Raw genomic sequence first — 20,523 nt, forward strand, 5'->3', positions numbered from 1 at the left:
CAAAAATCAATCCAAGGAGACAACATCATGAGCACCGCCCCAGACGCCGTAGACGAACGGCTGCCTTCCGGCAAACTGGCCGCGCTCGGCCTGCAACACGTGTTGGTGATGTACGCCGGCGCCATCGCCGTGCCGCTGATCGTGGGCCGGGCGCTCAAGCTCGGACCGCAGGAGGTGGCCCTGCTCATCTCGGCCGATCTTTTCTGCTGCGGCCTGGCCACGCTGATCCAATCCATGGGCGCCACGCAATGGTTCGGCATCCGCTTGCCGGTGATGATGGGCGTGACCTTTGCCGCCGTCGGCCCCATGGTGGCCATTGCCAACAGCAACCCTGGCACGGATGGCGCGCGCCTGCTCTTTGGCGCGGTGATCGGGGCAGGTGTCATATCCATCCTGATTGCCCCGCTGATCAGCCGGATGCTGCGCTTCTTTCCTCCAGTGGTCACCGGCACCATCATTGCCGTGATCGGGATCAACCTGATGCGCGTAGGCATCAACTGGATTTTCGGCAACCCCGTGGGCCCGACCGCTCCGCTGACCGTGCCATCAGAGCATACGGAATGGCTGAGCCAGGTACGTAGCGCCGCGGCCACCGGCACGCCTGGTTTTCCTGCCGTACCCCAGGGCGTGACATTGGCGCCGACGGTTCCCAACCCCAACTATGCCCCGCTCGCCGGCATGGGTATCTCGGCCATCGTGCTGGTGTCGATTCTGCTGGTCGCCAAATTCGCCAAGGGCTTTCTGGCCAACATCTCCGTGCTGCTCGGCATCGTGGTGGGCGCCGTCGCTTCCGGGCTCATGGGCATGATGAATTTCGACAAGGTGGCCAAGGCCCCTTGGTTCGACATCGTGCTGCCGTTTCACTTCGGCATGCCCATTTTCGATCCGGTCCTGATCCTGACCATGGTGCTGGTGATGATCGTGGTGATGATCGAATCCACCGGCATGTTCCTGGCCCTGGGCGAGATGACGGGCCGCCATATCGATCAGCCGGCCCTCGCGCGCGGCCTGCGCACCGACGGCCTGGGAACCTTGATCGGCGGGATTTTCAACACATTCCCCTATACGAGCTTCTCGCAGAACGTGGGTCTGGTGGCCGTCACTGGCGTGAAAAGCCGGTTCGTCTGCGTGGCGGCCGGCTTGATCCTGATCGTGCTCGGCCTGCTGCCCAAGATGGGAGCGCTGGTGGAGTCGCTGCCCACCGTGGTGCTAGGTGGCGCCGGCATGGTGATGTTCGGCATGGTGGCCACCACCGGCATCCGCATCCTTGCCGGCGTGGACTATGCGAACAACCGCAACAACGCCTTGATCGTGGCCATCTCCATCGGTTTCGGCATGATCCCGCTGGTGGCCCCCCGCTACCTGCAATGGATGCCGCACGCCATCCACCCGCTGATTGAATCAGGCATTTTGCTGGCTTCCCTGGCTGCGGTGCTGCTGAACCTGTACTTCAACGGCGCCCGCCACGACGAACGGGCCGCCATTCATGCGGCTCGTCAGGCAGAGGCTTAAGGCAGCGCTGAATAAGTTTTCATGCACGTCGCCTCCCTGAACTCGGGCGGTCTGCGGCGTTGAAAATGCTCTCGATATCGCCGGATATCGCTGCGCTTTTCGCCCCCGCATCCCATCCCGATCCAGGGCGCGCCGCACACGACAACTTATTCAGCGTTGCCTTAATCATCCGCCTCGCGTAGGCACGGCCGGCGGCAGTTCCTTGGCCTGCAAGGCCCGCACCTGAGCCACCAACTGGTTGTGCGCATCCAGGAAGGCTGCGGCGATCACCTTGCCTTCGTTGGTGTTGCTCCAGCCGGCGCCAGCGCCGCCGCCGAGGCGGCCGATCATCACCCCGCCTATGCCTAGATCGGTGGTGCGCACGGAGCCCGTGGCGGCGGCCACCTGCTCGGTGGTTTCGTTGTCCGAGAGCAGCAGTGCCGTCTGTGCTTCCTTGAACTTGACCTGCTCGGCGATACCCGCCAGCCCGGCAATGTCACGCAACACGGGAATCATGGCGATCATGCCTGCCAATCCGCGGCCGGCGTCCTGCTCGCTGAAGGTGAGGCTGGGCGTCAGGGTGTATTGGGCTTCATAGCCCTTGCCCTTGGCCACGGTCGACTTCTGCCGCAACACGCCCTCCTCCTTCAACTCCTGCTCCCGTATCGTGCCGCGCAAACCCGCGCCTCTGTCCACGATGCGAAAGCATCCGCTTTGCTGGGCCAGCAGCTTGATCAAGGGTACAGGCGATGCCGGGAGGTTGTAACCCGATCCCATGACATAGCCGGAAGGGTTTTCAGCCAGCGCCAACGTAGCTACGGGCGCATCACAGCGCTGCAATTCGCGCGCCGCGTTCTGCGCCCCCTGCGGGCCGGCTGAACCTGTGACCACGGAACCGCCCTGGCCCAATTCGGTTTTCTTCTCGCCGCATGCAGCGAGCAAGAGCAGACACACAAGGCCCACGGCTATTCGCAAATTTGCAGGCATCCTTCACTCCTTACGGAAAACTCGATCTTGATCGCCCCTTCTACGAGCGCTCCTGCTTGGGTGCGTATTCTAGGTCGGCCTGAATACGGCCCCAGTGCGCTGCGAAGCGGCGCCGCACGGCCTCGAAGCACACGCCCCCGAGCAGCATGACCGCCGAGGCCGCCGCCCAGTGCCATGGGTTGTGCGTGTTCCAGCCTACCCCTAGAAAGCGCAGCTCACTGCCGCTCACGCCATCCAGTTGCGTGTGGTAGGCCATCTCGATCAGCGCGGACGCTCCGGCGAACATCACTAAGATCGAAGCCAGCATGGCCGCGTAGCGCGGAAGCAGTTCACGCAGTCGGCCAAATGAAGCCACGCGCACATTCATCATGATCAGGCTGGCAATGCCCCCCGGCGCATAGATCACCATGAAGACGAAGATCAAACCCAGGTACAGAAGCCATGCCTTGGTCAGCCCGCTGAACAGCGTGATGGCCAGCACCATCAGCACGGCGCCGATGATCGGGCCGATGAAAAATGTGGTGCCACCCACGAACGTGAACAACAGATAGGCCCCCGAGCGCGTGCTGCTCATCACCTCGGCAGTGACGATTTCGAAGTTCAGCGCCGCCAAGCCGCCCGAGATACCGGCAAAGAACCCGGCGATGATGAATGCCAGGTAGCGCACGCGCCGCGCGTCGTAGCCCACGAACTCCACCCGCTCGGCGTTGTCGCGCACGGCGTTCAGCATGCGCCCCAGCGGCGTGCGTGTGAAGGCATACATGGCCCAGACCGACACGAAGGTGTAGGCTGCAATCAGGTAGTACACCTGCCGCTGCGGGCCAAACGTGACCCCCAGAAACGGCTCGCCCACCACCCGGTTGCCCGAGATCCCGCGTTCGCCGCCAAAGAATTCGGGAAACATGAGCGACATCGCGAACACCAGCTCCCCTACACCCAGGGTGATCATGGCAAAGGTAGTCCCGGATTTCTTCGTACTGACATAACCCAGCAGCACGGCGAAAAGCAAGCCTGTCAGCCCGCCCACCAGGGGAATCAGGGAAACAGGAATGGACAATTTCCCGGTGCTTGCCAGATTGAGCGCATGAATGGCCAGAAATGAGCCCAGCCCGGAGTACACGGCATGCCCGAAACTCAGCATGCCGCCCTGCCCCAGCAGCACGTTGTAAGACAGGCAGGCAATGATCGCAATGCCGATCTGGCACAGGATGGCGATCGAGAAACTGCTCGAAAGCGCCATCGGCGCCGCGAGCAGCATCAGCGCAAACACCCCCCAGACCATCCGTTGGCTAACGCGAGCCATCTTGCGCGCCATCTTTCAACCCTCCCGGGAGCCAAGCAAGCCCCTGGGGCGGAAAATCAGCATCAGTACCAGAAGCATATAGGGCAGGATCGGCGCCATTTGCGAGATCGTCAGCCTAATGAACGAATTACTCTGTGCTTCAGGGCTCAGGGAAAAGCCCATCTGCATCAACATGGAGCCCAGCGATTGATCCAGGGTGACCGCGAAGACCTGCATCACGCCAATCAGCAGTGATGCCAGAAATGCCCCGGCCAGCGATCCCAGCCCGCCCACCACCACCACCACGAAGATCACCGGTCCGACCGCGGCTGCCATGATGGGCTCGGTGAGGAAAGTGCTGCCGCCGATCACCCCGGCCAGGCCCGCCAAGGCGGAGCCAGCACCGAACACCAGCATGAACACGCGCGGCACGTTGTGCCCCAGAGCCTGCGCCATGCCCGGGTGAGTCAGTGCCGCTTGAATGACCAGTCCGATCCGCGTGCGCGTGAGCAACAGCCACACACACAGAAGCATCACCAGAGCGGTCACCATCATGAAGCCGCGTGTCGCGGGAAACGGGGAGCAGACAATCCGCACGGCCGCATCGGCGGCGCTGCACAGGCCCGCAGGCGCCTGGCCCCACACCACACGCAGGCCTTCCACGGAATGATTGACCAGCGTGAACGCCGGGCCCTGCAAGGCCGGCGGCGGCGTGAAATCCAGCGCCATGCGGCCCCAGATCAGTTGCACCAGCTCAAGGATCACGTAAGAAAGGCCGAAAGTAATCAGCAGCTCGGGAACATGCCCATGCTTGTAGACCTTGCGCAGCGCGAAGCGCTCGAACAGCGCCCCCAGCACACCAGTGGCCAAAGGGGCCAACACCAGCGCCGGCCAGAACCCCGTGAAGCGCGAGATGGTGTAGCCCAGGTAGGCACCCAGCATATAGAAGCTGGCATGGGCGAAGTTCAGCACCCCCATCATGCTGAAGATCAGCGTCAGGCCGGAGCTGAGCATGAACAGAATCAGGCCATAGCTCAGGCCGTTGAGCATCGAGACGACGAAAAACTCCATGGGATGCGATTGTCTCGCAGCCGGACAGGAAAAAAGGCGGGTTTCAAACCCGCCCGCGGCCCCAGGGGCTCAGAGCCCAGGCAGCTTGTAATCCTTGAGCTGCTCGCGCAGCTTGGTTTTCAGCATCTTGCCAGTGGCGCCGAGCGGAATGGCATCGACGAACACCACGTCATCGGGTTTCTGCCACTTGGCCACTTTGCCCTCATAGAAGGCCAGCAGTTCGTCGCGCGTGACCTCAGCGCCCGGCTTCTTCACCACCGCCACGATCGGGCGCTCGTCCCATTTGGGATGGGGCATGCCCACGCACGCCGCCATGGCGATCGCCGGGTGAGCCATGGCCACGTTCTCGATATCGATAGAGCTGATCCACTCGCCGCCGGACTTGATGACGTCCTTGCTGCGATCGGTGATCTGCATGAAGCCATCGGGATCGATGGTGGCCACATCGCCAGTGGGGAACCAGCCGTCGATGAGCGGATTGCCGCCTTCGTTCTTGTAGTAGGTTTCAAGAATCCATGGGCCCTTGACGTACAGATCGCCATACGTCTTGCCGTCCCAAGGCAGTTCCTGGCCATCGTCGCCGACGATTTTCATGTCGACGCCGTAGATCGCGCGGCCCTGCTTGAGGCGGATCTGCATCTTGCCCTCATCGGACAAGCCGCGGTGCTTCTCCTTGAGCGTGCACACGGTGCCCAGAGGGCTCATTTCGGTCATGCCCCAGGCGTGGAGTACATCCACACCGTAATTCTTGTTGAAAGACTCGATCATGGCCGGCGGGCAGGCGGAGCCTCCAATGACCGTGCGCGTCAAGGTCGAAAAACGCAGATCGTTGGTGCTCATATAGCCCAGGAGCATCTGCCACACAGTGGGAACGCCCGCGGCAAACGTGACTTTTTCGGCCTCCATCAGCTCATAGACGGATTTCCCGTCCAGTGCCGGCCCCGGGAAAACCAGCTTGGCCCCCACCATGGCGGCCGAATAAGGCATGCCCCAGGCGTTCACGTGGAACATGGGCACCACCGGTAGCGCCGAATCGCTGGCCGACAGGTTCATGCCGTCCGGCAATGCGGCGCCGTAGGCGTGCAGCACCGTGGAGCGGTGGCTGTACAGCGCCGCCTTCGGATGTCCGGTGGTGCCACTGGTGTAGCACATGCTGGAGGCCGTGTTCTCGTCGAACACCGGCCAGGTGTAAGTGCTCGATTGAGCGCCGATCCAGGCCTCGTAGCTGAGCAGGTTGGGAATTCCGGAATCCTGCGGGAGCTTGTCGGTATCGCACAGGGCAATCCAGTGGGTCACCTGAGGGCAATGCGCATGGATGCCCTGGATGATCGGCAGAAAGCTCATGTCGAAGCACATGATCCGGTCTTCGGCATGATTGACGATCCAGGCGATCTGCTCAGGCAGCAGGCGCGGGTTGACGGTATGCAGCACGCGGCCCGAGCCGCTCACGCCGAAATACAGCTCCAGGTGCCGGTAGCCGTTCCAGGCCAGCGTGCCCACGCGGTCGCTGGCTTTCAGGCCCAGCTCGTCCAGCCCGTTGGCCACCTGCTTGGCGCGCTTTTGCACATCGGCCCAGGTATAGCGATGGATATCGCCTTCTACGCGCCGCGACACCACTTCCCCATCGCCGTGGTGCCTGGCGGCATGGTCGATGAGAGTTGAAATCAGCAGCGGGTGGTTCTGCATCTGGCCGAGCATCGGGAAATCTCCTGAAAAATACGTTGTCAATCGCGACATTGTGTACCAGCCTTAGCCCTGAATCTGGCTGCCCGGAGGTAGTGATTACACCAGGGTCTCCCATGCAAGCTTCCTGCAGGACGAGCAGGGTCGGCGACAATGCGGGCATGCAAGAAGAGGCGCAACTCGCGAATCAGGCCTTTGATACGGGCCTGCCCTGGCACAACCGGTTTGCCGGCTTGGGGCCGGCGTTTTACACGCGGCTCCAGCCTGTGGCCGTGCGCGAGCCTTATTGGGTGGCGCGCAGCCAATCCATGGCCCGCGAACTGGGGCTGGAGGAAGACTGGTGGCGCACCCAGGAGGCGCTGGAGGCTTTCTCGGGCAACCGGCCGCTCGCCGGCAGCCAGCCACTCGCCAGCGTCTACAGCGGCCACCAGTTCGGTGTCTGGGCGGGCCAGCTCGGCGATGGGCGTGCCGTGCTGCTGGGTGAAGTGACACCGCCGCAGGGTCCGTCGCTCGAACTCCAGTTCAAGGGCAGCGGCATGACGCCCTACTCCCGCATGGGCGACGGCCGGGCGGTGCTGCGCTCCTCGATCCGCGAGTTCCTGTGCAGCGAAGCCATGCACGCGCTTCGCATTCCCACCACCCGGGCCTTGTGCGTGACTGGTTCCGATCAACCCGTGCGCCGTGAAACCATTGAAACGGCCGCCGTGGTCACCCGTGCGGCGCCCAGTTTCATCCGCTTCGGCCATTTCGAGCATTTCAGCCATACCGGGCAGCATGAAGAGCTGAAGAAACTGACCGGCTACGTGATCGACAACTTCTACCCCGCCTGCCGCGATGCCGCCAACCCGCCCGCCGCGCTGCTGGCGGAGGTCACGAGCCGCACCGCCTCGTTGATGGCGGCCTGGCAGGCGATCGGCTTTTGCCATGGGGTGATGAATACCGACAACATGAGCATATTGGGCCTGACCATTGACTACGGCCCCTTCCAGTTCATGGATGGCTTCGATCCTAACCACATATCGAACCACTCCGACACCAGCGGCCGCTACGCCTACAAGCAGCAGCCCCAGGTGGCCTATTGGAATCTCTTTGCCCTGGCACAGGCACTGCTGCCCTTGATCGGCGAGCCGGACGATGCCATGGCTGCTCTGGAGCCCTACAAAGCCCTGTTCCCCGCCGAGCTGGACCGCCGCATGGCCGCCAAGCTGGGCTTTGCCCAGGCCAGCGACGGCACCCGAGCACTGACCGCGGACATTCTGGCGCTGATGGCCGGCGAACGTACCGATTACCCCATTTTCTGGCGCCGCTGGGCAGAGCATCTGGCTGGGGCGTCTGCCGATACACTGCGCGATCTCTTCGTGGACCGGGCTGCCGCGGACCGTTGGCTGCAGCGGTTTCAGGAGCATTCGGCGCAGGGCGGACCCCAGCCGGAAGCTGGCCTCGCGCTCGAGAACAACCCCTCGGTCGTGCTTCGGAACCATTTGGCTGAACAAGCCATCGCGCTGGCGAACCAAAAGGACTTTTCCATGGTCGAACAGCTTTTGGCTGTGCTTGAAAATCCGTTCAAGGACCATCCTGAACACGCTGCCTGGGCTGGCTTCCCGCCGGACTGGGCTTCCTCCATCCAGATCAGTTGCTCATCATGACCCATCCTGTAGAAAAAACCGATGCTGAATGGCGCGAACTGCTCGACGCCAAGGGCGCCGAGCCGGCCGCCTATCAGGTCACGCGCCATGCCGCCACCGAGCGCCCTTTCACCGGCAAATATGAACAGCACTGGGCCGACGGCAGCTACCACTGCGTATGCTGCGGCGCCAAGCTGTTCGACTCGGACACCAAATTCGATGCTGGTTGCGGCTGGCCCAGTTTTTCACTGGCCATCCCCGGCGCCATTGAGGAGCGGCGCGACACCAGCCACGGCATGGTGCGGGTGGAAACCGTGTGCGCCAACTGCGGTGCTCATCTGGGCCATGTATTCCCGGACGGCCCAGCCCCCACCGGCCTGCGCTATTGCATGAACTCCGCCTCGCTGGATTTCACTGCGGAATAATTCCTTTATGAAAATATTGCTCGATTTCGTCCCTCTTGTACTGTTTTTCATTGCGTACAAGCTGTACGGCATCTATGCGGGTACCGCCGTGCTGATGGGCGCCACCGTGGTGCAGATGGCGATCATCTACTTCATGGACAAGAAACTCAGCGCCATGCACAAGGCCACGCTGGCGCTGATCCTCATCTTCGGCGCCCTCACGCTGATCCTGAAGGATGATCGTTTCATCAAGTGGAAACCCACGGTGCTCTATGCCGCGATGGCGGTAGCGCTGGCGGTGGCGCTTTGGGGCTTTGGCAAGAATTTCCTGAAGATGATGCTGGGCAACCAGATCACCCTGCCGGAAAACGTCTGGGTGCGGCTGAACACGATCTGGGTGGTCTATTGCCTATTCATGGCCGCGATCAACGGCTATGTGGCCGCCTATTACTCCACAGATGCCTGGGCCAGCTTCAAGCTCTGGGGCTATGTGTTCCCGCTGGCCTTCATCATTGGCCAGGGCTTCTACGTCGCCCGCCACATCGTGGACGACACCGACAAGCCCGCCGAGCCGCCCGGAGACGTCCAATGAGCACCTCTTCACTGGCCGATCAAATGGCCGCACGCCTGCAGGCCGTTCTCCAACCGACCGAACTCGAAGTACTGGACGAGAGCTGGCAGCACGCGGGCCATGCGGGCGCCAACGGCACCGGTTTTGGCACACACTTCAGGGTGCGCATTGCCGCGCCGCAGTTCGCCGGCAAGACGCGCGTGGCCCGGCACCGGCTTGTGTATGATGCATTGCAAATTTTCATTGATCAAGGCGTACACGCCCTCGCGATAGAAACCCGCTGAAACGCCGCAAAAATGCATTGGAAACACGCTGAAACGGGTTGAATCAAGAACTTCCCCCGCGTGCCCTAATCTCATTGCTTTCTCACATGCTCGCCCCGCAGGGGTTTTCCAAGGTACACAGACTCATGAAAAAACAACTCCTGGCCGCCACCGCAGCCGCCCTGTTCGCGGGCGCCCTGGCACTGCCCGCTGCGGCACAGAACGTCGCTATAGTAAATGGCAAGCCGGTGCCCACAGCCCGTCTGAAGGCCCTGGAAGAGCAAGTGGCGCTGCAAGCGCAGCGTACGGGCCGCCCGGTACCTCCTGAAGTTCAGAACCAGTTGAAGGATGAAGTCATCGCGCGCGAAATCTTCATGCAGGAGGCCCAACGGAAAGGGGTTGAAGGTTCACCGGAATACAAGAGCCAGATGGAAATGGCCCGCCAGAGCGTGATGATCAACGCGCTGTTTGAAGACTACAAGAAAAAGCACCCGGTGACCGACGAAGAGGCCAAGGCCGAGTACGACCGCATCGTGGGCGCCCAAACGCCGCCGGCAGGCGCCAAGGAATACAAGGCGCGCCACATCCTGGTCGAGAAGGAAGACGAAGCCAAGGCCATCATCGCCCAGCTCAAGAAGGGCGGCAAGTTCGAAGACATCGCCAAGAAGCAATCCAAGGATCCGGGATCCGGCGCCAATGGCGGCGATCTGGGCTGGGCCAACCCTGCAGGCTACGTGCCTGAGTTCGCCGATGCGCTGAAGAAACTGGACAAGGGCCAAACGAGCGAAGCGCCTGTCAAGTCGCAGTTCGGCTATCACATCATCCGTGTGGACGACGTGCGTGACGCCAAGGCACCCGAAGCGCCCAAGTTCGAAGATGTCAAGCCGCAGATCGCACAGCAGATGCAGCAGCAGAAGCTGGCGAAGTACCAGGAAGAGCTGCGCTCGAAGGCCAAAGTCGAGTAAGCAGCGGCGACGGCAACAGGTGGAAACACTGCAGCAACAGGCCGAGACATGGCGGCAGTCCGCTGCAGAAGCTCAACAGGCCTGCTTGCATGCTGAAAACCAGGCCCGCCACTGGGAGAGCGCAGCCAAGGATCTGACGCGAGAGCGGGATGCCTTGATGCAAAGCCTGTACGACTTGCAGGCAGATTTGACCGCGCACCAGCAGCGGCAGCAGCACCAGACTCGCCTCTACGATCAGATGCTGATGGACCTGCTGCACCGGCACGCCGAAGAAGTCGATTTCGCGGCTTCGCCACCACATGTGCGGCGCGCATCAGCCATTCCGCGCCTGCTTGCCTGGTGCCGCAGGCAGATGCCGGTCAGCCTGCCGCCTGCGCTTCAATTCGTACGTCCGCAGTTGCACAAGCTGCTGATAGGGATCAACCCGGTGGCCAAGGTGGTGGCGCGTTCCACCTTCTTCGACAGCGATTGGTACCGGACCCAGTACCCGGAGGCGGCCGCGCTGGGAGCCCATCCGGCCTATCACTACACGGTGATCGGCGCCCAAGCCGGCCATGATCCCGGCCCTTGGTTCTCCACCCGCCGCTACCTGGCCCTTCATCCTGAGTTGGCCGGCAAGGGCGTCAACGCGCTCTACCACTTCGAGATGGAGGGGCGCAGATCCGGACGTTCCTTTGGCGCGAACAACGGCATGACGGCAACCCAGGCGCGCCATCAGGCAAGAGCGCCAGCGCTACCGGCACAAGAGAAAACGCGGCATATCGAGCAGGCCCAGAGCCAGTTGAGGGCGTTCCTGGCCGGCGCGGACAACCGGCTGGTGTTTCCGCCCCACCCCGACCCTGCGGTGTCGATCGTGGTAGTGCTATTCAACAATGCCGCCCTGACGCTGCAATGCCTGATGTCGGTCCACCAGCACCTGGCGCTTCCGCTCGAAGTGATCGTGGTGGACAATGCCTCCACCGACGAAACCTCCCAGTTGCTGGAGCGCTTGCAGGGCTGCACCGTTTTGCGCCAACAGGAAAACCTGCACTTTCTGCGCGCGGCCAATCTCGGTGCGCGGGCCGCACGCGGCCGCAATCTGCTGTTTCTCAACAACGACACCACCCTGCGCAGCCAGGCACTCTCCGCGGCATGCGAAATCCTGGATGACGAGCCGAGCGTAGGCGCAGTTGGCGGACAGATTCTGCTGCTGGATGGCAGCCTGCAGGAAGCTGGCTCGATCCTCTGGCAGGACGGCAGCACCTCGGGCTACGGCCGCGGCGCCGACCCCATGGATACGCTCTACCAGTTCCAAAGAGATGTGGACTACTGCTCCGGCGCGTTTTTGATGGTCAAGCGAGCGGTGTTCGATCAACTGGGTGGCTTCGACCCCTTGTTCGCGCCTGCCTATTACGAGGACGTGGACCTGTGCGTCCGGATCAGCGAGGCCGGATGGCGCGTGGTCTACAGCCCGCGTATCCAGATCGATCATGTGGAGTCGGCCAGCTATGGCGCCGACGGTAACACCAACAAGCACATCGTCAACAACCGGGAGCGCTTCAAGCGCCGCCACGCCGCCAGGCTGCAGCGGGCCTGCGCGCACCTGACCACCGATGAGCTGTACGCCCGCCTGACCCCGGGCCGCTACCCTGCCCGCCTGCTGTTCGTCGACGATTGTTGGCCCCTGGCGAGCCTGGGCAGCGGCTTTCCCCGAGCCTATGAGTTTCTGGCCTCACTGTGCGAGACTGGGGTCTTTGTCACTCATTACGCCACCAGTCCGGGCAACACCGGCCTCATGGCCTCTCATGACACACTGACGGCAGGTGTGGAGCGTGCCGGCGGCGGCCAAGGCCAGCTCATATCGTTTCTGCAGGATCGCAAGGGCTACTACGACTGCCTCGTCGTGAGCCGGCCCCACAATATGCGGGCCGTGAGCGCATGGCTTGAGCAGCATCCGGATGAAGCTGCCAGACTGCACATCATCTACGACGCTGAAGCGATCGCATCGCTGCGCGAGTTGCTGCGCAGCCAGGCCCGCCCAGGGTCCCCGGCGCCATCCATGAGCTTGCAGGATGAGATGTCGCTGACGCGGAAGGCCGACACCATCATTGCCGTCAACGAGGCCGAGGCCAACATGTTCCGCGGTGCCGGGCGCGCCGATGTGCGGGTGCTCGGGCATTGTGTCGACCTCCACCTGAGTCCGGCTCCGTTCGAAGCGCGTGCCCATCTGCTGTTTGTCGGCCGCTTGGCCGAGATGGATTCACCCAATGTGGACGCCATCGAATGGTTCATCGAGGAGATCATGCCCTTGCTCGACCGTCAGCTCGGCAGTGGCTATGGCGTGGACCTGGTGGGCTTGTGCGCCGACGAACTGCGCCAGCGCTATGCCCATCATGCGCGCGTGCGCTTTCACGGACGAATCGACGATCTGGAGCCGTTCTACAACCAAGCGCGGGTCTTCATTGCGCCGGCCCGCTTTGCCGCCGGCGTACCGCTCAAGGTGTACGAGGCGGCCGCGCACGGTGTGCCCGTCGTCGCTTCATCCTTGCTTGGAAGGCAATTGAGCTGGTTTGACGGCGAGGACATGATGCTGGCCGACAGCCCGCAGGAGTTTGCCGACGCCTGCGCTGCGCTGTACCACAACGCCTCACGCTGGTCTGCGATCCGCGAGGCTGCAGCGGAGCGTGTGCAGCGCGAATGCGGCCGCCAGGAGTTCGGGCGCCGGGTACAGGGCTTGCTGGCCGGACTCCTCACCGAAGCGCCTGCAGCCTCCCTGTACGCTGGCGAATCAGCTCCGGACCAGCCTGGGTCCGGAATTCAGCTGCCGCTTTCAGGTTGAATCAACCCCTGCTTGAATTCGTCAATTAGCTTGCCGGCTTCCTCCGGATCGTTATAGACCGGAACAGCGCCCCCCGCCCCGCTCTGCGTGCTTTTCGCGCCTGCGCTGGAATTTTCGGCGTCCTGCGGCATGGGTTTGGCCTGGCAAATGGCTTCTCGCGACGGCACCGGCTTGCCCAGCAAATAGCTGGTCACGAGCGGATCCACACAGGCATCTTGGTATGGAAACACGCCATGCTGATAGTCCCCAGGCACATACACCCGGTGAGCGCCGGGCAATTGGGCAAAAAAGGCGTTCGCCCCTCCGGTGTACGTGGCTGAATCGAACTCGGACTGCAGGAACAGTATGTCGAGCGGCTTCATGGGCGCGAAGTCCGGCTTTTTCACGCTGGGGCCGCCCCACAGGCCACAAACTCTTTGGTCCAGCAGCGTCGAGAAAAACAAGGGCGCGCGTTGGGCGGCATCCCGGATCACCCCGCTCCACGCGGTCCAATCGGTGCTCCAAGGGGTATCGTTGCAGCGGACGGCTTGGCCCCCTGCCGGGTTCAAGGCCACGCTGGAGAATGCCGGGTTCAGCCACAGATGCTCATAGATGGCATAGAGGGTGGCACCGGCATATTCACGCAGCTCCTCATCGCGCACCGCGGAGACTGGATCGAAGACATATTCATCCAACCCTTTCTCGACCGCGTCCTCGTCCGCGGGATCCGGCACATTTTTCAAGACGGCGTCCAGCCCCTTGCCTGCTGCGACGGCATTCAGGTAACTGTCGGCGTCCTTCCGGAAGTACCCCAGACCACTCAGCGGGCGGCCAAGAACAGCCTGCATTTTTTCGCTCAGGCTCGGGAAAATGGCCTGCACCTGAGCCTGGTTTTCACCCAGGTGGAAGTAGTCGGCATGGCGCACCGCATAGGCCGATAGCAACTCATCGAACAAGCGCTGGCGAGCTACAGGCTGAGGAGTGAGTGCCGCCGCCTCGAAGGTGGTGCTGAAATCGGCCGCACTGTCGAGCACCATGCGGCCGACCTTCTCGGGGAACAGGCTTGCATACCAGGCCCCCAGCCACGTGCCGTACGAATAGCCGACGTAGTTGAGCTTTTCGTCGCCCAGCAAACCGCGCATCAGATCCATGTCGCGCGCCGTTGCGTCCGTATTGATGTACGGCGTTACCGGATTCTTGCGGCAAGCCTCGGCAAGCTTCCCATTGTTGTATTCAATGTTTTCCAGAGACTCTGGCGTATTCCAGCCGCTGGGGGTTTCGTCCACGAAACGTGTCAATTCGTTGGTCGCGCAATCAAGCCGTGTGCTGGCGCCGACGCCGCGAGGCGAAAATCCGACCATGTCGTATTCGTCAAGCAAGCGGAGTTGCTCGGCGCCTTGCGGGCTTTCCGGATTGCTTTTCGCGAAGGCGGCGAACAGCCGCAATGAGAGGGACAAGCCATCAGTCCCGGGCCCACCGGGGTTGAACACCAGCGCACCGCGCCGATTCTCGGGCTTGGCGGCGGCCAGACGCATGACCGCGATCGAAACATCACCGCGTTCGGCGTTGGCCCAGTCCAGCGGCGCGCGGATATAGCCGCAGCGCAAGCGATCCGAGCCTTTCAATTCGTCGAACGTCGTATTGGCCATGCCCAGAATGGTGGCGTCACACTCTGTCCATTGAACAGTCTGCTCCCGGTACGGCTGCAGGGGATCTGACCCGTCACTTCCACCGCAGGCAACAAGGCCGGAAATCACCACTGCGGACAACAGCCATTCGCCCATGCGCCAGGGTTTTCTTGTAGATACCATTTTTTGATCGAGAAGTGGAGGTGTCTTCATGCTGCTTGTGCCCCCGCAGTACTTGGCAGCAGCAGACTCACTGACGCAGGTTGGGTGGAATCAGCCCTCGTTTGAACTCATCGATCAACTCGGACGCCTCTTTCGGATCCTTGTAGACCGGAGGTACGCTGCCAGCCGGCTCCGCGGCGCTAGCGGCCTTCCGCTCTGAACTGGCTGCCTGGCCTCCGCTTGGTGCGTCCTGCGCCAACGGATGAGTTGGGCAGATCGCTTCGCGCTCGCTGAGGGTGTCTCCCAGCAAGTAGTTGGTGACCAGCGGGTCCACGCAAGAGTCCGTGTAAGGATAGACGCCGTGCTGGTACTCCCCCTGCACATAGACGCGGCGCGCGCCGGGCAACTGGGCGAAGAATGCGTTGGCTCCATCGGTGTTGGTGGCGGCGTCGTATTGCGATTGCACGAAGAGGATATCGAGCGGCTTCATGGAGGCCAGATCGGGCTTGCTGACCTTGGGGCCACCCCAGAAAGCGCAGGTGTGCACACCGAGCAGCCCCGAGAAGAACATGGGCGCGCGCTGCGCCAAACCGCGCACCAGGCTGGCCCAGGCTGTCAAATCCGTTGTCGCGGCGGAGTCGTTGCAATGGATGGCCGTCAATACCGCACTCGAGGAGTCCAAGGCAATGCTTGTTGGCTGCGGATTGATCCAGTTGGCTGCGTAGCTTCGCTGGAGGTTTTCCGCTGCCGCGCGGATGTCCGTGTTCCGCTTCTGGTTCGAGGGGTCGAACACATACCCGTCCAGCGCCTTGTCGACGGCGTCCATGTCGGCAGGATCGGCCGCCGCTTTCAGCACGGCATCCATCCCGCGCGCAGCAGCGATCGCTTCAAGGTATTTGTCGGCGCCCGTGCGCTGATAGCTGTACGAGGAGATGGGGCCGCTCAATACCTGTTGCACGCGAGGGCTCAAGCCCGGCATGATGGACTGCACCTCTGCCGCCGTGGTGCCAAGCTGGAAATAGTCGGCGTGCCGGACCGCGTAAGGCACGATCACGTCGTCGAGCAGGCGCTGGCGGGCGGGCGGTTGGGCAGCGAGAACCGTTTGCTCGAGCGTGGTGGAGAAATCGGTCGAGCTGTCCAGCACCATGCGGCCCACTTTCTCGGGGAACAGGCTTGCATACCATGCGCCCAGCCAGGTACCGTAAGAGTAGCCCAGGTAGTTCAGCTTGTCGTCTCCCAGCAGGCCACGTATCAGGTCCATGTCGCGCGCCGTGGCATCGCTATTGATGTAGGGCGTGATCGGGTTCTTCAGGCAGGCTTCGGCTGTCTTGCGGCCGTTGTAATTGGCGTTGGCGATGTTTTCAGGCGTATCCCACTCCGCCGCGCTGGTCAGCACAGCGCGCTCTACTTCATTGGTGCCGCACTGCAGTTGCGTGCTGGCGCCGGTACCGCGGGGAGAGAATCCCACCATGTCGTACTCATCCAGCAGGCGCAGTTGCCTCGCGCCTTGCGGGCTCTCTGGGTTGCTCTTGTAGAAAGCACCGAATAGTGCGAAGGTCGTGCTGAGACCGTCCGCGCCAGGGCCGCCGGGGTTGAACAGCAAAGCCCCGCGCCGCTGCCCGGGCTTGCCGGCAGCCAAGCGCATGACGCTCACCACGATGTCGCCCCGCTCGGTATTCGACCAATCCAGCGGAGCACGCACAAAGCCGCAGCGCAGCCGGTCGCCGGCTGCTGTGGTCAATTCATGGAGGGCCGCGCTGCTGGAGCCGAAAATGGTCGAATCGCACTCAGTCCATTGAACGGTCTGTTCCCGATATTTTTGCAGAGGATCGGGATCGCCATCTCCGCCGCACGCACCAAGGGCGGCAACAATGGTGGTGCAAGCTAGCGCCTTGCAAGCCTTGGCGGAAAGGCGGCTGAAATTCATCCGGGGAAATCCTTGAGAGTCTGTGAGTCTTGTTTTCAAATGCTACAAGACATGACTTCTCCCGGGTATCCCTGAAATCCGGTAATCTTTCAGAATGTGTTCACGTTCTCAGGCGATATGGCGCAGAGCCGCCAATGAGATGAACAGGCCCACCAGTATGGGCTGGTGCAGCATGTAATAGCTGAGGCTCCACCGCCCGAGCTTTGCCAGGCCATCGGCCCCTGATGTTCCGGCCAGCGCTGCGGGGTGCCTTGCCAGCAGCCATTGAGCGAATGAGGCGCCCCACCACATGATCCCCAGCCATGGCAGCAAAGGCACGTAGTCTTCGGTCAACGGTTTGTGCGTGATCAAACCAAGCCAGTTGAGCCATCGGCTGTTCAGCAGATCAGTCAACCACAACGGCGCGCTGTGGGCCAGTGCCTGTGGCAGCAGAAAAGCCAGCACGATCAGCGCAGCCCCCCAGACGATTCCCCTGCCCTTGCGCATCCAGCCGCGTAGCAGCAACCAGCGCGTCATGAGCAGCATGACCGCCATGCCGTGCAGTACCCCAAAGTAGATGAAGCGCTCATGAAACATCCACCACGAACCGAGCGATACCAGCAGCGCGCATCCTGCCACCTGCGCCCAGCGGCGCCAGAAGCGCGGCCAGGTCTGCCCCTGCCGCACCGCAACCGCCTGCCCCATGCCCGCGGCTAGCAGGAACAGGCTGACGATGGCCGTGCGCTGCAAGGTCCAGCGTGGATCGTCATAGAAGTTCTGGTGGATGTATCCGAAGTGATTGAGATCGAAGCTGAAGTGGTAGAGCGTCATCCACACCATGGCGATACCGCGGAACGCGTCGAGGCGGTCTAAGCGCTGGGGACGGGCAACCGTTTGGAAAGGCATGGAAAGCAGATTCGGATTCGGGCGTAGGACAAAGGCGCGCGCGCCCATATTAGCCTCACGGGCGGGCCATTCGTCATTACTATTCGAATAGATGACTAAGAGCCGGATTTTTCGAATCACGCTCAGGGTCGTGTGGGCCCTGGCATTGACCTTGGTGTTGCTCGTGGCCGGAGCGCTGGCCTTTGTTTACCTGTACGACTGGAACAAGAGCCGCCCCTGGGTCAATCAACAGGTTTCGCAGGCACTGGGCCGGGATTTTGCCGTGCAAGGTGATCTCGCAGTCCATTGGCAGTGGCCACAACCCGCAGAGCCAGGCTGGCAACGCTGGATCCCTGGCCCGCTGGTGCAGGCACACGACGTGTTCATCGGTAACCCGGCCGGGTTTGCCGCGGGCCTTGCGCCGGGCCAGGAAGAAAAATTTGCCCGTATCGGCCAGGCGGGCATCCGCTTGGCCCTGCCTCCGCTGCTCTGGCGTCATTTTGATATTCGCAGTGTGGCGCTCTCCGAACCCGATGTGCAGCTGATCCGCAAACTTGACGGCAGCAGCAATTGGACATTCGAGCTACCCGAGTCTTCCGCCGGCGGAGAAAGCCGCTGGCGCGTGTCGCTGGGCCGCCTTTCGGTCGATCACGGCCTGCTGGCCTATGACGATGCCAAAACCAAGCTGGCCGTACGGGCGCAGTTAGCCAGCCTTCGGCCCGCCGATACCGAGGATGGCCGTTACGGCATCGGCTTCACGCTCAGCGGCCGCTATGGTAAAGCCGAAGTCAAGGGAGAAGGCAAGGCGGGACCTTTGCTGTCGCTGCGTGACGAGCGTATCGACTACCCGCTGAAATTCGATGCCCATGCAGGGCGCCTGGGCGCCACGGCGGAGGGCATCATCGAGAATCCGCGCGCCCTTTCGGGGCTGGATCTCCGGGTTTCGGTCAAGGGCGACAGCATGGCGCAACTTTATGGGCTCACAGGCCTGGTGCTGCCCGATACACCGCCGTTTCAAACCCGCGGCCGGCTCGTAGGTTCGCTCAAGCCGAACGGAGCCGTGTGGAGCTACAACGATTTCACCGGCTCCGTGGGCCAGAGCGATCTGCGCGGACAACTCACCTACACCTCGGCACAACCGCGCCCCCGGCTTACGGGCAAGATGAGCTCGCGCCAACTGCGGCTCGCGGATTTGGGGCCTACCATTGGTGTCGGCTCCAGCACGCCCGAGAAGAAAGCGCGCCCGGGCAAGGTATTGCCCGACGATCCGTTCGCCACCGAACGCTGGGACAAGATGGATCTCGACATCGACTACGCTGCCCAACGCGTTCTGCGCCCGGAAGCCGTGCCGATTGACAGCCTGCGCGTACATGCCCGGCTGGAAAACGCCCAGCTCAAGCTCGCGCCCCTCGATTTCGGCGTAGCCAAGGGCCGCTTCAAGACGCAGGTGGAGCTTGATGCCAAGGCCAAGCCGCTTCGCGTCTCCGTGCGCGGAGAGGTGCGAGATCTGAGCCTCTCCTCGCTGTTCCCGAAGGTCGAGCTGATGAAGAAAAGCCTGGGACGCATGGATGGCGGTGTAGCGCTGAACGGCCAGGGCCCCTCGATCGCGAAGATTCTGGCCAGTGCCAATGGAGAAGCCAAACTCTACGTGCGCGACGGTGTCATGAGCAAGCAATTGCTGGATCTGGCAGGTCTCAATCTCGGCAGCGTGGTGCTCTCCAAGCTGTTTGGCTCCGACAAGGAGGTCAGCCTGCGCTGCGCGATCGCCGACGTACCGGTGAGAAGCGGGGTGGCGTACGCACGCAATGTGAAGATCAACACGGAAGATGCACTGATCGACATCACCGGCACCGTGGACATGGCCAATGAAATGGCCGATCTGGATGTCAACCCGAAAGCGTACAAGCTCAAGTTCTTCTCGCTGCGTACGCCCTTGGAGGTGCGCGGACCATTTGCCAATGCGCATGTGGGCGTGAAGCCAGGGCCATTACTCCTGCGCGCGGCCGCCGTGGCGGCGGCGGCGGCCGCGGCACCGGCGGCCCTGGCCCTGGTACCCATTACCGTACCCGGCGCCGAAGACGATGCTGCTTGCGCTCCCCTTCTGGCAACAGCGGCCAAGCCACCCAAGGTGGGCCGGACAGGGTCCGCGCCGACCGAAGAACCTGCAGCCCGGAGTTCAGCAAAACGAGCGGAGCCTTCCCCACAACCCGCTGCCGGAGAATTTTCCAGCGGTTCGCCAAAGCGCTAAGCGCAAATCATTGATAACCGTGGTTGTGGCGATAATGGAGCCGAGCCAACCCTTGACCTTGACTTCCTGGGAGCCCCTATGAAGATCCTTCTTCCTGTTGACGGTACTGAACTCTCGCTGCATGAAACCCGTTTTGCGCTGCGATTGCTGCGTGAAGGACTAAGCGCCAGTTTCGTGCTGGCCAATGTGCAGGAGCCCGCTTCGTTCTACGAGATGGTCACCGCGCAAGACATGGAGCTCATCGGCAATGCTGCCCAGGAGGCGGGCGAGGATCTGATGGCAGCCTCGGCCCAATTGCTGCAAGAAGCCGGCGCGGACTTTGAAACCGCGGTAATTTCAGGCGACCCCGTGCAAGCCATGCTGGAGCTGATCGAAATACACCGCTGCGACATGGTAGTCATGGGCTCGCGTGCCCTCAGCGCGATCCGCCGCGCGTTCGAGGGAGGCTCCACCTCCCGCCGGTTGATCCAGGATTCACCGGTACCGGTGCTGCTGGTGAAGCCGCCACCTCCAGCATCAGACGCACCGGACGAAGCCGCGGATTCAAACGAATAA

The 20,523-nt window shown here is 62.3% G+C and carries 16 protein-coding genes; 9 read left to right on the forward strand and 7 right to left on the reverse strand.

Annotation, left to right across the window (positions count from 1 at the left end):
- Nucleotides 1–27: 27 nt before the first annotated feature.
- Nucleotides 28–1,512: a nucleobase:cation symporter-2 family protein gene (locus tag WJU18_RS16340; RefSeq protein WP_423453911.1), complete on the forward strand. Its 1,485-nt coding sequence runs from the start codon at nt 28–30 to the stop codon at nt 1,510–1,512.
- A 165-nt stretch (nt 1,513–1,677) separates the two neighbouring features.
- Here the strand turns inward: WJU18_RS16340 and WJU18_RS16345 are convergent, their stop codons facing one another.
- The 4 genes from WJU18_RS16345 to WJU18_RS16360 all read right to left on the reverse strand — a co-directional run bounded on the left by WJU18_RS16345 (nt 1,678) and on the right by WJU18_RS16360 (nt 6,529).
- Entirely contained in the window at nt 1,678–2,478 is an 801-nt protein-coding gene (locus tag WJU18_RS16345; RefSeq protein ID WP_423453913.1) for a CsgG/HfaB family protein, read from the reverse strand.
- A 40-nt stretch (nt 2,479–2,518) separates the two neighbouring features.
- Nucleotides 2,519–3,781, reverse strand: a complete 1,263-nt coding sequence (locus tag WJU18_RS16350; protein WP_423453915.1) for a branched-chain amino acid ABC transporter permease — start codon at nt 3,779–3,781, stop codon at nt 2,519–2,521.
- Nucleotides 3,782–3,796: 15 nt separating this feature from the next.
- Nucleotides 3,797–4,831 carry a branched-chain amino acid ABC transporter permease gene (locus WJU18_RS16355; RefSeq protein ID WP_423453917.1) on the reverse strand — a complete coding sequence of 345 codons (1,035 nt, stop codon included), beginning with the start codon at nt 4,829–4,831 and terminating at the stop codon, nt 3,797–3,799.
- A 69-nt stretch (nt 4,832–4,900) separates the two neighbouring features.
- Nucleotides 4,901–6,529 carry a 3-(methylthio)propionyl-CoA ligase gene (locus tag WJU18_RS16360; protein WP_423453918.1) on the reverse strand — a complete coding sequence of 543 codons (1,629 nt, stop codon included), beginning with the start codon at nt 6,527–6,529 and terminating at the stop codon, nt 4,901–4,903.
- A 146-nt stretch (nt 6,530–6,675) separates the two neighbouring features.
- On the opposite strand from WJU18_RS16360, the gene WJU18_RS16365 reads away from it, so the two are divergent.
- From WJU18_RS16365 to WJU18_RS16390, 6 genes are all read left to right on the forward strand, one after another.
- Entirely contained in the window at nt 6,676–8,160 is a 1,485-nt protein-coding gene (locus WJU18_RS16365; protein ID WP_423461022.1) for a protein adenylyltransferase SelO, read from the forward strand.
- Nucleotides 8,157–8,564 carry a peptide-methionine (R)-S-oxide reductase MsrB gene (gene msrB, locus WJU18_RS16370; RefSeq protein ID WP_423453920.1) on the forward strand — a complete coding sequence of 136 codons (408 nt, stop codon included), beginning with the start codon at nt 8,157–8,159 and terminating at the stop codon, nt 8,562–8,564. The genes WJU18_RS16365 and msrB overlap by 4 nt, the downstream gene beginning before the upstream one ends.
- Nucleotides 8,565–8,571: 7 nt before the next feature.
- On the forward strand, nt 8,572–9,135 hold the full coding sequence (locus WJU18_RS16375; protein ID WP_423453921.1) for a septation protein A: 564 nt from the start codon (nt 8,572–8,574) through the stop codon (nt 9,133–9,135).
- Nucleotides 9,132–9,398, forward strand: coding sequence for a BolA family protein (locus WJU18_RS16380; protein ID WP_423453922.1), 267 nt, complete (start codon nt 9,132–9,134; stop codon nt 9,396–9,398). The genes WJU18_RS16375 and WJU18_RS16380 overlap by 4 nt, the downstream gene beginning before the upstream one ends.
- 125 nt (nt 9,399–9,523) lie before the next feature.
- Nucleotides 9,524–10,342 (forward strand): peptidylprolyl isomerase, encoded by an 819-nt coding sequence (locus tag WJU18_RS16385; protein ID WP_423453924.1) that lies wholly within the window; start codon nt 9,524–9,526, stop codon nt 10,340–10,342.
- Between the two features lie 19 nt (nt 10,343–10,361).
- Nucleotides 10,362–13,160 (forward strand): glycosyltransferase, encoded by a 2,799-nt coding sequence (locus WJU18_RS16390; RefSeq protein ID WP_423453925.1) that lies wholly within the window; start codon nt 10,362–10,364, stop codon nt 13,158–13,160.
- Here the strand turns inward: WJU18_RS16390 and WJU18_RS16395 are convergent.
- The 3 genes from WJU18_RS16395 to WJU18_RS16405 form a co-directional block, all read right to left on the reverse strand.
- On the reverse strand, nt 13,139–14,950 hold the full coding sequence (locus tag WJU18_RS16395; protein ID WP_423453927.1) for an alpha/beta fold hydrolase: 1,812 nt from the start codon (nt 14,948–14,950) through the stop codon (nt 13,139–13,141). The two genes, WJU18_RS16390 and WJU18_RS16395, sit on opposite strands and share 22 nt — an antisense overlap.
- Before the next feature lie 67 nt (nt 14,951–15,017).
- On the reverse strand, nt 15,018–16,856 hold the full coding sequence (locus WJU18_RS16400) for an alpha/beta fold hydrolase (protein ID WP_423453929.1): 1,839 nt from the start codon (nt 16,854–16,856) through the stop codon (nt 15,018–15,020).
- 108 nt (nt 16,857–16,964) lie between these two features.
- Complete coding sequence (locus WJU18_RS16405) at nt 16,965–17,741, reverse strand: DUF1624 domain-containing protein (RefSeq protein ID WP_423453930.1); 777 nt, start codon at nt 17,739–17,741, stop codon at nt 16,965–16,967.
- A gap of 91 nt (nt 17,742–17,832) precedes the next feature.
- On the opposite strand from WJU18_RS16405, the gene WJU18_RS16410 reads away from it, so the two are divergent.
- Nucleotides 17,833–19,968, forward strand: coding sequence for an AsmA family protein (locus WJU18_RS16410; protein ID WP_423453932.1), 2,136 nt, complete (start codon nt 17,833–17,835; stop codon nt 19,966–19,968).
- Between the two features lie 78 nt (nt 19,969–20,046).
- Nucleotides 20,047–20,523: a universal stress protein gene (locus tag WJU18_RS16415; RefSeq protein ID WP_423453934.1), complete on the forward strand. Its 477-nt coding sequence runs from the start codon at nt 20,047–20,049 to the stop codon at nt 20,521–20,523.

This window comes from Ottowia sp. VDI28, from assembly GCF_049532675.1.
In the GTDB taxonomy this organism is placed as follows: Bacteria; Pseudomonadota; Gammaproteobacteria; order Burkholderiales; family Burkholderiaceae_C; genus Ottowia.